The following is a 12110-nucleotide window of genomic DNA, read 5'->3' on the forward strand; positions in this document are numbered from 1 at the left end:
AGGGGTGCTGCGAAAGTCCTGTGCGGTGCTCGCGGTGTCCGGTGCGGCGGGAGTGCGTGCCGGGCGCCGTGGGCGCCGTGCGGGACTTTCGCAGCACCCCCTAGGTCCGGGTGCTCCAGCGGCCTGAGCCCCCGGACCGAGGTGCGGTCAGGCCGAGCCGGACGTGCGGAGGGACCGGGCGGATCTGACGTGCCTCGGTTCGGCGGTTGCGGAGACGGCGTGCTCCGGAGCCGGGGCCGGGGCGTCTGCCCTGCACGCGGTCAGCGGCTTGGCCGTGCTTTCCCCGAAGCGGCAGGCGGTGGCCGTCAGTTGGATGGTGATGAACTCGGCGATCTGGCCCCCGTACTCGATGCGCCGGCCGCCGATGGTGATGTCCCCGACGGTGTACCCCTTGTCGAGTGGGACCTCGTACACGGCGCGAACCGGGTGTTCGGCGTCGCCTCGTACGTACTTCCAGTAACTCTTGGGGTCGGATCCGTCCGGTGTTTCCCAGCCGTCGGTGGCGAGGTCGCCGAGGTAGAGGCCCACCGGGTCGGTCAGGGTGATGTCCGCCCCTTGCCGTGCCAGGGAGTTGACGCCCGCGCCGATGAGCGGGTCGCTGTTGCGGCTCGCATCGCCGTATTTGCCGCACTTGATCAGTTCGTCCTCGGCGGTGTACTCCCTGCCGTCGATCACCCGCCGGATGGTGGCTGCCGCCGCCAGTTGGATCTCGGCTTCGATGGTGTTGCTCTTCTGGATCAGATGCATCGCACCGCGGCTGGTCGAGTTGTTCCACACATTACGGGGCTCATACGTCTCACCGTCAGGAAACAGGTCTCTGTCCGTGACGTCAGGACTGATGTGTGTCCGGTAGAGATCCAGGAGCTTGGCGCGGTTGTTCTCGGCGATCGACACCCAGTACTCCGGGCCTTCGCAGGTGAAGGTGACGCGGGTGATCTTCCCTTCGGTGTTACGGCTGACGCTCCACTCGCAGTACTCGTCCTGGACGTCGCGGGTGGAGTCGGCGAGCTCCCAGGCCTGCGTGTCGGAGACGGAGGCGTCCGCGACGGCTCGGGGGAAGGCGGTCCACCTGACCGGCACGTCCTGGGCGTCGTCGGACGTGGCGGTCTTGGTCGCGTTGTAGAACTGGGGCCGGGGACCGTCATGGAGCACCCCGTCGGCCGGGCCGGGACCCTCGATGGCGTCGTCAACGAACTGACTGATCTTTGCGTGCCATTTCTTCCGGCCGTCTTCATCAAGGTCTTGCAGGTTTCCCGGCGGGCTGTACAGGTCGAGTGTGGCCATGGTGACTCCTAGGTTGGGGCGAGTTCGTCGACAGTGCCGTCTTCGCGCATCGCCAGGAGCGGAGCATTTTCGGGGATGTTGGTGTACGGCGTCGTCAGCATGAATTCGTGAAGCTTCATGCTGCGGAACTGCCTGCGCCGGGACTCGGCGAGTCGTACGTAGTCGTCGAAACCGGCTTGCGTCTGGATGCGCTCCGCAACCGCTTTCAGGTAGGCATCCACTCGCCGAGCGAAGACGGTCGGCCATTCCTCGTCAGAAAGGCACCAGTGGGCGGCGAATTCGCCTTCCGGGCTCTCGACGGGAAGCTTCTCCCTCTTGACGGCCTCCGCGATCGATTCCGCGATCCGCTCAGCGAAGCGGGCCCCGTCGACCGGACCGCAGGGAACATATTTCATGAGATGTTCCCGAGAGGGACTGAAGACGGGATTCGGGAAATCGACCATGAGCATGCATGCGGCGAACTTGGCCGAAAGCAGTCCGGTGCTCACCATCTGATTGACTACTTCGTTGTCCTCGAACGAGGCCTCGGGCACGACGAAGGCGAAGAACGCGTCACCCGGTTGCCGGAAGTCTCCTTCTCTGAGATGCAGGCCGAACCGGTCCAGGCTGTCCACATATTTGTCAGCCTGCATGCGGGGCGGTGCGGCAGTCACGCGCAGGCGCAGGTTGTCGAGCAGAGCCTCGGCGTTCAACCAGAATCCCATCGGGACGACCAAGGGCGGGTCCGTCGGGGTGACGGCCCCGCTCTGGCTGTCGGTGGACGCGAGGTTGACGGTGGTGGTCGTCAACAGCTGTCGCAGCAGGTGGTGTGGCGACGCGACGACGCCGGCGGCGGTGACCTTGGCCAGGCGCGCTCTGGTCCACCGCCGCACCAGCGCCTCGACGGTCTTCTCCAGCTTCTCCGCACCGTCCACGCAGCCGTAGAGGGGGTCGTCCTTCAACGGGTCGACGGCGTCCACCTGGATCTTCGCCCGCTGGGACTGCCAGTTCATCCAGGGTTCCCTCAGCTCCTTCATCACCACACTGCCGTTCACGTGACTGTCGAAGCAGCCCTTTCCACGGGAGTCCGGCTCCAGCGCGTCCCAGGAGTCGCCCGCCCACAACCAGACGGGGCCGGTCCGCATGTAGAAGTTGAAGACTTCTTTCCGGCTGTCCCAGGAAACGACCTGCAAGAACGCCCGTCCGGGATCACCCGTCGCCTGCGTGGCGACCAGCAGGTCCACTTCCCTGCCACGCACCTTGTCAGTGATGACGAAGCGCATGTCACGGTGCAGACCCGGCGCGGAGGCGGGTGAGATCTGGCCCGCCTCACTCACCAGGTACACCTGACGTGCCGGGGGATCCCTTTCGGGAAGTTTCGAGAGCAGTTCCTGGACCGTGAGGGGGAAAACACCTGCGCGGAAGAGATCAGCCATCGGATCCCCCAACCCGGCCAGTTCCCCCGCACTCAGGAGGCGCGCCTGGCGGTCCCTTCCCGCGACCCTGCCGTACAGACGGCCCGGCTCCAGGGTCGAGGCGTCGGCATCGCAGCCTTCCTCCACGGCAACGGCGTCGCCGCGCAGCTTCTCGTCCGCTGCCGGCCGCCTCCACGCAGTAGCCCTGCGAGCCTGGTAAGGAGGCTCCTCCTGCATGGCGGTCCCCTTCTGACGGGCAAGCTGTTCGCGCATTCCCATCCCCCGCCTCAGGGCGCCCGTCACGGCGGCCGCACGCCCGTCACCCCGATGGCCCGGCTCCTGCCGCCGTGTGGGCCAGGGGGCCGGCGGGCGGGACCCCGGAGCAACTCGTCGTCGCGGCGGACGGACAATTGTCGACGGCAGAGGGGTTTTCCTGGCGGGTACCCGTCAGTACATTGACGCCATGTCTAATAGGCCGCCCGCCCCCGCCCCCGTGGCGTCGGAACACATAGACCTCGAACCCCGCAACGTGTCCTTCTCCTGGGAGGACACCCCGCTGCACTGGCTGCCCGGCGAGCCCTTCGCCGGGCACACCATCAACGTGCTGCACCTGCTGCTGCCCGCCGGTGAGCGCTGGTTCGTGCACGTGTACAAGCAGGCGCTCCCGCTCATCACCGACGAGCGGCTGCGGGCGGACGTCATCGGCTTCATCGGGCAGGAGGCGATGCACGCCGCCGCGCACGACGACGTGCTCCCCCACCTCAAGCGCCTCGGCCTCGACCCGACCCCCTACACCGCCCAGGTCGACTGGATGTTCGAGAAGCTCCTCGGCGACCGGACCCTCCCCCCGGGCCGGGCCCGCCGTTGGTGGCTCATGGAGCGGGTCGCGATGATCGCCGCGATCGAGCACTACACCGCCTTCCTCGGCGACTGGGTGCTCAACGCGAAGGAGCTGGACCGGCGCGGCGCCGACCCGATGATGCTCGACCTGCTGCGCTGGCACGGCGCGGAGGAGGTCGAGCACCGCTCGGTCGCCTTCGACCTCTTCATGCACCTGGACGGCAGCTACCGCCGCCGGGTGCGGACCTGGGCCAGCGCCTTCGCCGCCCTGCTCTTCCTCTGGCAGCGCGGCGCCCGCTTCTTCGTGGAGAACGACCCCCAGCGGCCCGGCGCCAAGGCCTCCTTCGGGCAGTTCCTGCGGGCCGGCCGCAAGGGCGTGCTGCCCTCGGCCGGGGCGATGGTCCGGTCCATCCCCACCTACCTCTCCCGCACCTACCACCCCTCCCAGGAGGGCTCCACCGCCCAGGCCGTCGCCTACCTGGCCTCCTCCCCCGGCGCCAACGGCGGGGTGCGGCCGTGAGGCGGGCCCTGGCCGTCACGGCGGTGGCGGGGGCCGCCGTCCTGACCCGGCGCGCACTGCTCAAGCGGATCCGCCGCTCCCCCCTGTGGCCGCTGCCCGCGCTGGAGAACCCGGTGTCCGGGTACTCGCCGCGCCGGACCCTGCACGCCCGGATCACCTCCCGCACCGAGCCGGCCGAAGGGGTGCTGCGCCTGGTGCTGGAGTCCGACGAGCTGCCGTCCTGGACCCCGGGCGCGCACGTCGACCTGACGCTGCCCTCCGGTCTGGTGCGCCAGTACTCGCTGTGCGGGGACCCGGCCGAGGCGGGCCGCTGGACCATCGCGGTCCGGCTCGTCGCCGACGGACGCGGCGGATCCCGCGAGGCGCACGAACGGCTCCTGGAGGGCACGGAGGTGCGGGTGCGCCCGCCGCGCAACCGGTTCGAGCTGGAGCCCGCGGCCTCGTACGCCTTCGTCGCGGGCGGCATCGGCATCACCCCGGTCCTGCCGATGCTCCGCGCCGCGACCGCCGCCGGCGCCGACTGGACCCTCCTCTACGGGGGCCGCTCGCGCGCCTCGATGCCGTTCCTGCCCGAACTCGCCGCCTACGGGGACCGGGTGACGGTCGCCGCCGAGGACGAGACGGGCCTGCCCGACCTGGCCCCGCTGTCCGGGATCCGGCCCGGCACCCTGGTCTACTGCTGCGGCCCCGAGCCCCTGATGCGGGCGGTGACCGCAGCCGTCCCCGACCCGGACGCGGTCCGGCTGGAACGCTTCGCGGCGGCGGCCCCCGCCGAGGCGAAGCCCTTCACGGTGGAACTCGCCCGGACCGGCGCCGCCGTGGAGGTCGCGGCAGACGAGTCCGCGCTGACGGCGGTGCGCCGGGTCATGCCCGCCACCCCGTACTCCTGCGAGCAGGGCTTCTGCGGGACCTGCCGGCACCGGGTCCTCGCGGGCCGGGTGGACCACCGCGACGAGCTCCTCACCGACGGGGAACGCGCCGACTCGATGCTGCTGTGCGTCTCCCGCGCGGACTCGGACCGGCTCGTACTGGACCTCTAGCGGCGCACCTTCACCCGTACGGCCCACCCCCGCCCGGGAAGTAGGGTGTCGGCATGACAACCGGGGTGCGACGCAGGATGGGTGTCGAGGAGCGGCGGCAACAGCTGATCGGGGTGGCCCTGGAGCTGTTCAGCAACCGCTCCCCCGACGACGTGTCCATCGACGAGATCGCGGCGGCCGCCGGGATATCCCGCCCGCTCGTCTACCACTACTTCCCCGGCAAGCTCAGCCTGTACGAGGCCGCGCTGCGCCGGGCCGCCGACGAGCTCGCGGCGCGGTTCGTCGAGCCGCAGGAGGGCCCGCTGGGGCCCCGGCTGCTGCGGGTGATGGGCCGTTACTTCGCCTTCGTCGACGAACACGGGCCCGGCTTCTCGGCGTTGCTGCGCGGCGGACCGGCGGCGGGCAGCAGCCGGGCCAACGCGATGATCGACGAGGTCCGGCAGGCCGCGTACGAGCAGATCCTCGTGCACATCGGCGTGCAGGACCCGCCGGCCCGGCTGGAGCTCGTCGTGCGGTCCTGGGTGTCGCTGGCCGAGTCCACGGCGCTGCTGTGGCTCGACGGGCGACGGATCCCGCGGGCGGAGCTGGAACTCCAGCTGGTGCACGACTTCGCGGCGCTGGCGGCGGTGAGCGCCGCGTACGACGCGGAGATGGCGGGGATCCTCGTACGGATCCTCGCGGACGAGCCGGCCGACGGACCGTTCGGGGAACTGGTCGGGCGGCTGGCGGTGCTCGTCCCGGGGACCGGGCAGGGAGACTGAGCGGTCGCTCGGCTGGCGATAATGCCCGCGTGATCATTGACGACGGGATGTTGTTCCGGGCGGCCGGGGAGAAGGACGCCGCCACGCTGGTGAAGCTGTACGACCAGGCCGCCCGGTGGATGCTCGGCCGGGGGATCGACCAGTGGAAGCCGGGCGACAAGGACGCCGACCACTTCCGCGCGCGGATGCGCGACGGTGAGGTCTGGCTCGCCGAGGACGCCGACGGGCGGCTCGTGGGCGCGTACGAGCTCTGGTGGTCCGACGAGGAGGCCTGGGGCGTGCAGCCGCCCGTGGCGGGCTACGTGCACCGGCTGATGGTGGAGCGGAAGGCCGCGCCGCCCGGGGCGGGCATGCGGATCCTGGAGCACGCCGAGTACCGGATCGCCCGGACGGGGCGGGAGCGGGCACGGCTGGACTGCGTGTCCACCAACCCGAAGCTGCTGGCGTACTACCGGAGCGCGGGCTACCGGGTGGTCGGCGAGTTCCCCTCGAAGGAGGGCAAGGACGGCCGGGTGTACGGGGTGATCCTGCTGGAGCGGCGCCTCGACGTCTGAGGCACGGCCGGTCCGGGAACGGCCGGCCCGGGCAGGGACCGGGGAACGGCCGAGGGGGAGGTACCGGCCGCGGCCCGGTACCTCCCCCTCGGGGTCCGCGCGTCAGCCGCGCTTGAACACCGCGACCGTGCGCGCCGGGGCGGTGAACTCCCCCGTCGCCGGGTCGTACGCGGACCGCTTCACCGCCGGGTCCGAGCCCGCCGCCTGCACGGGGTGCAGGGCGTAGCCGGTGCCGGCGAGGGCGGGGACGCGCTGGCGCTGGTCGGCGGGGGTGGCGTTGAAGACGACCACCAGGTCGCCGAGGGCCATGGTGAGGACGCCCGGGGTCTCCTCGGGCCCGGACAGCGGGAAGGACAGCCGCTGCTGCACGGCCTCGGCGGTGGTGAGGGCGAACGCCGGCTCCGTCGTACGGATCCGCAGCAGGTCGCGGTAGGCGCCGGAGGCTGCGGTGATCTCCGCGCAGCCGGGGGCCGGGCCGGTCAGCAGGGGCTTCGCCCAGGGCCACTTGGCGCGGTTGTCGGCGGCGGGCGGCAGGCCCCGGCCGAAGCCGTTGCCGTCGCGGCAGTCCCAGTGCAGGGCGTTGAACCAGTCGCCGCTGTCGAAGGAGTTGCGGTCCAGCGACTTCGAGCGGAGCAGGTCGGTGCCCGCCTGGGAGAGGGCCGGGCCCTGGGAGAGGGCGGCGGTGGCCATGGCGAGGACCTGCATGCGGGCCCGGTCGGCGGTGGGCGTGCCGGCGGGCAGCTTGTAGGCGAGGGCGTCGTACAGGGACTCGTTGTCGTGGGCGTCGGCGTAGGCGAGGGCGTCGCCGGGGGCGGCCGCGTAGCCGGCCGGGGCGCCGTTGTAGTCGACCCCGGAGCCCGTGGTGCGGCGGCCGGCGGAGTCGGTGAACGCGTAGGAGGCCAGGTTGCCGGAGAGGCCGACCTTCAGGAGGTCCTGGGCGTGCAGCAGACGGGCCCGCTGCTCGGCCGGGGTGCCGTTGGCCGGTGAGCCGTTGGGGTCGGTGAACAGGCCGGAGGCGAAGCCCTGGACGCGGGGGTCCTCGTCGAAGGGGCCGCCGCCGCGGACGGCGTCGCGGGCCCGGTCGGAGAAGGTGGCGATGCCGGTGCCGGCCATGTTCTTCTGCGTGGCCTGCACGAAGCGGGCGTCGTCGGCCACCTCGCCGAAGTTCCAGCCCTCCCCGTAAAGGACGATCTTCTTCCCGTCGACGCCGTCCTTGGCGACGGTCAGCTCGTCGAGGGCCTTGCGGACGGCCAGGACGTTGGCCTTCGGGTGGTGGCCCATCAGGTCGAAAAAGAAGCCGTCGACCTTGTACTGCCGCGCCCAGGTGACGACCGAGTCCACGACGAGGCGGCCCATCATGGCGTTCTCGGGCGCGGTGTTGGAGCAGCAGGTGGAGGTGGCGACGGAACCGTCGGCGAGGAGCCTCTGGTAGTAACCGGGGACGATCCGGTCGAGGACCGACTTGTCCGACTGCCCGGAGGCGACGGTGTGGTTGTAGACCACGTCCATGACGGTGCGCAGGCCGGCGCCGTTCAGCGACTGGACCATCCTGCGGAACTCGACGGTGCGGGCGGTGCCGTTCGGGTCGCTCGCGTACGAGCCCTCGGGGACGGTGTAGTGCAGCGGGTCGTAGCCCCAGTTGAAGCCGTCCTTCGCGGCGGCCGCGGCGACGCATGCCTGCTGCTGCTCGGAGTCGGGGGCGTGGGCCTTCAGGTCGCAGGCGGGTTCGGTGCGGGCCTTCGGGTCCTCGGGGACGGTCCCGAAGTCGAAGGCGGGCAGGAGGTGGACGTAGGAGGTGCCGGCGGCGGCCAGCTCGCGCAGGTGCCGCATGCCGTCGGAGCCGGTGTCGGTGAAGGCCAGGTACTGGCCGGGGTGCTTGGCGGTGGCGTCCGCGATCGAGAAGTCGCGGATGTGCAGCTCCTGGATCTGGGCGCTGGTGAAGGGGACGGGCGCGGGCTTGCGCAGCTCCTTCCAGCCGGGCGGGGCGAGCTTCGGGTCGGCCAGGTCGACGGCGAGGCTGTGGGTGGAGTCGGTGGTCAGGGCGGTGGAGTAGGGGTCGGTGACCAGGTTGCGGACGATCTGGCGGGTGCTGGGCGCCCAGACGGTGACGGCGTAGCGGTAGGGCTTGCCGGTCCAGGAGCGGTCGCCGCGCACCGACCAGACGCCGGTGGTGTCGTCGCGGCGCATGGGGACGGTGCGGCCGTCGAGTTCGAGGGCGACCTGCTGGGCGGTGGGGGCCCAGACGGAGAGGGTGGGGCGGCCGTCCTTGAAGACGGGGCCGAGGGGGCTGTTGTTGGCGTACAGGTCGTCGAGGACGCCGGCGAGCTGGACGCCGGTGGCCGCGAGGACGGCGCCGTTCGCGGCTCGGGCGCTCGCGACGAGCTGGCCGCGCAGGGCCTCGCGTACGCGGTCGCGGTCGCGGGGGTCGACGGTGTAGGCGGTGTACGCGGCCAGGTGCGGGAACTTCTGCTTCTGGGCGGGGGTGAGGGCGGAGCGGTTCAGCCGCAGCCACGGGGCGCCGGCCCCGTGCAGGACGCCGCCGTCGGTGGTGATCCGGCCGTCGCGGGAGGCGAGGAGCTGGAGGGAGGCGGCGGTCTGCGGGGCGTTCCAGGCGAGGGTGTCGCGGTCGATCCAGACGGCCTCGGCCTTGGTGAGGTCGAGGGCGGCGGAGGAGCCGGCGGGCTGCGGGAGGAGGTGCTTCTCGCGGCCGGCGAGCAGCCACACCTCGTGGCCGGTGGCCTTCAGGTCGAGGGACTGGTCGGTGGGCAGGTCCTTCTGGTCGCCCTTGTGGAGGATGTAGCTGAGGGAGGTGGCGCCGGGGGCGAGGGGGACCTCGTATACGGCGCCGTAGGAGTCGGTGCGGGTGGGCAGGAGGGGCTTGGACCAGTCGGTGGGGGTGGCGGCGCCGGTCCACACGTGCAGGCCCCAGCCGTCGTGGGCGCCGTCGGGGCGCTGGTAGTGCAGGACGGCCTTGGCCTGGTCCTGCGGCGGGTAGGCGGGGCGGTCGGTGCGGGCGGGTTCCCTGCCCTGTTCGAGCCAGATCTCGCCGGTCTTCGTCAGGTCGAGGGTGCGGTCGGCGGCGACGTCCTTGTTGCCGTCCTTGTCGATGACGAGGTAGCCGATCGAGGAGGCGCCGGGCTTGAGGCGTACGTACGCGAAGGCGCCGTAGGCGTCGCGGCCGGTGAAGGGGTGCCCCTCCGGCCAGGGCGTGGCTTCTCCGTCGGCGAGGTCGCCCCAGGCGTACAGGCGCCAGTTCGCGTAGTCGCCGTCGGGGCGGTTGTAGTGGACGACGGCGTAGTCGCGCTGGGTGGCGGTGGGGGGTGCGGGCGGCGGGGTCTGCCCGGTGGTGGAGGCGGCGAGGGCGGAGGCGGTGCGGCCGGCGGAGTCGACGGCGACGGCCTTGTAGCGCAGGGGCGTACCGGCCGCTGTCGCCGGGTCTGTCGTCTGGGTGACCTTGTAGGGGGCGTGGTCGGCGGAGCCGAGGACCTGCCACTTGCCGGTGCCGGTCTGCGCGGCGAAGACGACCCGGGTGAGGGCGCCGGGGCCGGCGCCGGGGGTGACGTCGGCGGACAGCTCGACGGTGCAAAGTGGCGCCGGGGGCGGGGGCCTTAAGGGTGAGCAAAGGGCGGCGCGGCGGGGGCGGGCAGGGGGGCGGTGGCCCGGAGGACCAGGGTGCCGAGGGCGGGCAGGTTCAGGGTGAGCTTGCCGGCCGGGGAGGCTGTGACGGGGGCGGGGGCCGCGTAGGGGGTGCCGCCGGGGCCGGTGGCGCCGTACAGGGGCCGGTAGGAGGCGCCGGGCGGGGCGTCGACCTCGACGGTACGGGCGGTGCCGCTGTTGTTGGCGGCGACCAGGTACTCGGTACGGGTCTTGGGGTCGGTGCGGGCGAAGGCGTACGCGGAGCCGTCGGCGAGGCGCTCGCTCTGGATGCCGTCGCGCAGGGCCGGGTGGGCCTTGGTCAGCTTCGAGAGAGCACTGATCTGGGTGTAGAGCGGGTGCTCCGGATCGTATGCATCGCTCTCGTGTGTGCGCGCCGTTCCGAGCTGGTCGTCGTCCAGGTAGTCGGCGACGCGGGTGGCGAACAGCGGCTGGCGGGCGTCCTTGTCACCACCGGAGCCGGTGAAGCCCTGCTCGTCGCCGGAGTAGATCACCGGGTTGCCCCGGGAGAGGAACATCAGCTCGTTGGCCAGCCGGTACCGGTCGAGCAGCTCCCGCTCCCCCGCCCCGGGCCGATCCTGCTTCAGGAAGGAGGCGAAGCGGCCCATGTCGTGGTTGCCGAGGAAGGTCACCTGCTCGTAGGCGTTGGCCTTGTCGGTGGTGTACCGGTAGTCGTCGGCGAGTACGGAGCCCAGCCGGCCGGCGGGCGCGCCCTGGGAGGCGTACGCGCGGATGGCGTCCTGGAGCGGGAAGTCGAGGGTGGCGTCGAGGCGGCCGCGGGTGACGTAGGGGGAGGTGACGGCGGTGTCGGCGGAGTACACCTCGCCGAACATGAAGAAGTCCGGGCGGCCGCGCTGGGCCGCGTACTTGTCGAGGGCGGTCGCCCACTGGGTCCAGAAGCCGGTGTTGACGTGCTTGACCGTGTCGATGCGGAAGCCGTCGATCTCGTAGTCCTTGACCCACTTCTCGTAGATCTTCTCCATCCCGCTGACGACCTCGGGGCGCTCGGTCCACAGGTCGTCGAGGCCGGAGAAGTCGCCCTGCTCGGAGGACTCCCCGGCGAAGGTGGAGTCGCCCCGGTTGTGGTACATCGCCGGGTCGTTGAGCCAGGCGGGGACCTTGAGGTCCTTCTTCCCCTCGGGGACGAAGGGCGTACGGGGGAAGGACCGGCCGGCGTCGACGGCGGGGAACTTCTTCTTCCCGTCGGCGCGGCCGTCGCCGTACTCGGAGTCGTCGAAGGGGACCCCGTCCTTGGTCAGGTAGGGGAAGGCCCCCTTCGACAGGTACTCGTGCGAGCCCTCGCGGTAGTCGACGACGTCGGCGGTGTGGTTGGTGATGACGTCGAAGAAGACCTTCATCCCCTTCCGGTGCGCCTTGTCGATGAGCCGTTCCAGGTCGGCGTTGGTGCCGAAGTGCGGGTCGACCTGGGTGAAGTCGGTGATCCAGTAGCCGTGGTAGCCGGCGGACGCCTCCGTGCCCTTGCCCTGCACGGGCTGGTTCTTGAAGATCGGCGCCAGCCAGATGGCGGTGGTGCCGAGCCCCTTGATGTAGTCGAGGCGGTCGGTGAGGCCCTTGAGGTCCCCGCCCTGGTAGAAGCCCTTGTCCGTCGGGTCGTAGCCGGTCTCCAGGCGGCCGCCGGCCAGCCCGCCCCGGTCGTTGCGCGGGTCGCCGTTGGCGAACCGGTCCGGGAGCACGAAGTAGAACTGCTCGCGGGTCAGGTCGTGCCGGGCGGGCTCGGCGGCCAGCTTGGCGTCCGACGGCGGCGCCGGGGCCTGCGCGGCGGCCGCCGCGGGGAGGGCGGGCAGGAGCGTCAGGGCCAGGGCGGCTGCGACGGCTCCCGCGGCGGGGCGTATCAAGGGGTCACTCCTCGGGGTCGGGCTGTGCGGTCGGAGGTCAGTTGCGCCAGGTGTCGGTCAGCGTGACCTTGCCGTTGGCGGGGACGGTGGCGTTGCGGTTGGCCCCGCTCTCCCAGGTGACGTTCCCGGAGGCGTCCTTTGCGGACGTACTTGTAGGCGAATGAGGTCCCGGCCGGGAGGGGGACGACGAGCTTCCACACGGGGTAG

The 12110-nt window shown here is 71.5% G+C and carries 6 protein-coding genes and 2 pseudogenes; 4 read left to right on the forward strand and 4 right to left on the reverse strand.

The window, feature by feature from the left end:
* Positions 1 to 147: 147 nt before the first annotated feature.
* Positions 148 to 1284: a hypothetical protein gene (locus SSNG_RS37840; protein WP_007263761.1), complete on the reverse strand. Its 1137-nt coding sequence runs from the start codon at positions 1282 to 1284 to the stop codon at positions 148 to 150.
* 8 nt (positions 1285 to 1292) lie between these two features.
* Positions 1293 to 2951, reverse strand: a complete 1659-nt coding sequence (locus SSNG_RS10305) for a hypothetical protein (RefSeq protein WP_007263762.1) — start codon at positions 2949 to 2951, stop codon at positions 1293 to 1295.
* 190 nt (positions 2952 to 3141) lie between these two features.
* On the opposite strand from SSNG_RS10305, the gene SSNG_RS10310 reads away from it, so the two are divergent.
* Genes SSNG_RS10310 through SSNG_RS10325 form a run of 4 tightly spaced genes read left to right on the forward strand, consistent with a single transcriptional unit; the run spans position 3142 to position 6393 of the window.
* The gene (locus tag SSNG_RS10310) at positions 3142 to 4038 is read left to right on the forward strand and encodes a metal-dependent hydrolase (protein ID WP_042800836.1); all 897 of its coding nucleotides are present in this window, start codon (positions 3142 to 3144) and stop codon (positions 4036 to 4038) included.
* Positions 4035 to 5078 (forward strand): PDR/VanB family oxidoreductase, encoded by a 1044-nt coding sequence (locus SSNG_RS10315; protein WP_007263764.1) that lies wholly within the window; start codon positions 4035 to 4037, stop codon positions 5076 to 5078. Before SSNG_RS10310 ends, SSNG_RS10315 begins: the two co-directional genes overlap by 4 nt.
* 53 nt (positions 5079 to 5131) lie before the next feature.
* On the forward strand, positions 5132 to 5839 hold the full coding sequence (locus SSNG_RS10320) for a TetR/AcrR family transcriptional regulator (RefSeq protein ID WP_007263765.1): 708 nt from the start codon (positions 5132 to 5134) through the stop codon (positions 5837 to 5839).
* A gap of 29 nt (positions 5840 to 5868) precedes the next feature.
* The gene (locus tag SSNG_RS10325) at positions 5869 to 6393 is read left to right on the forward strand and encodes a GNAT family N-acetyltransferase (protein WP_007263766.1); all 525 of its coding nucleotides are present in this window, start codon (positions 5869 to 5871) and stop codon (positions 6391 to 6393) included.
* A gap of 102 nt (positions 6394 to 6495) precedes the next feature.
* Here SSNG_RS10325 and pulA read toward each other — a convergent pair.
* Together pulA and SSNG_RS44790 are read right to left on the reverse strand one after the other, a co-directional pair.
* Positions 6496 to 11903, reverse strand: a pseudogene (gene pulA, locus SSNG_RS10330) (pullulanase-type alpha-1,6-glucosidase).
* A gap of 37 nt (positions 11904 to 11940) precedes the next feature.
* A pseudogene (locus SSNG_RS44790) lies at positions 11941 to 12110 on the reverse strand (carbohydrate-binding module family 20 domain-containing protein); the annotation flags it as partial.

This window comes from Streptomyces sp. C (assembly GCF_000158895.1).
GTDB classification, from domain to species: domain Bacteria; phylum Actinomycetota; class Actinomycetes; order Streptomycetales; family Streptomycetaceae; genus Streptomyces; species Streptomyces racemochromogenes.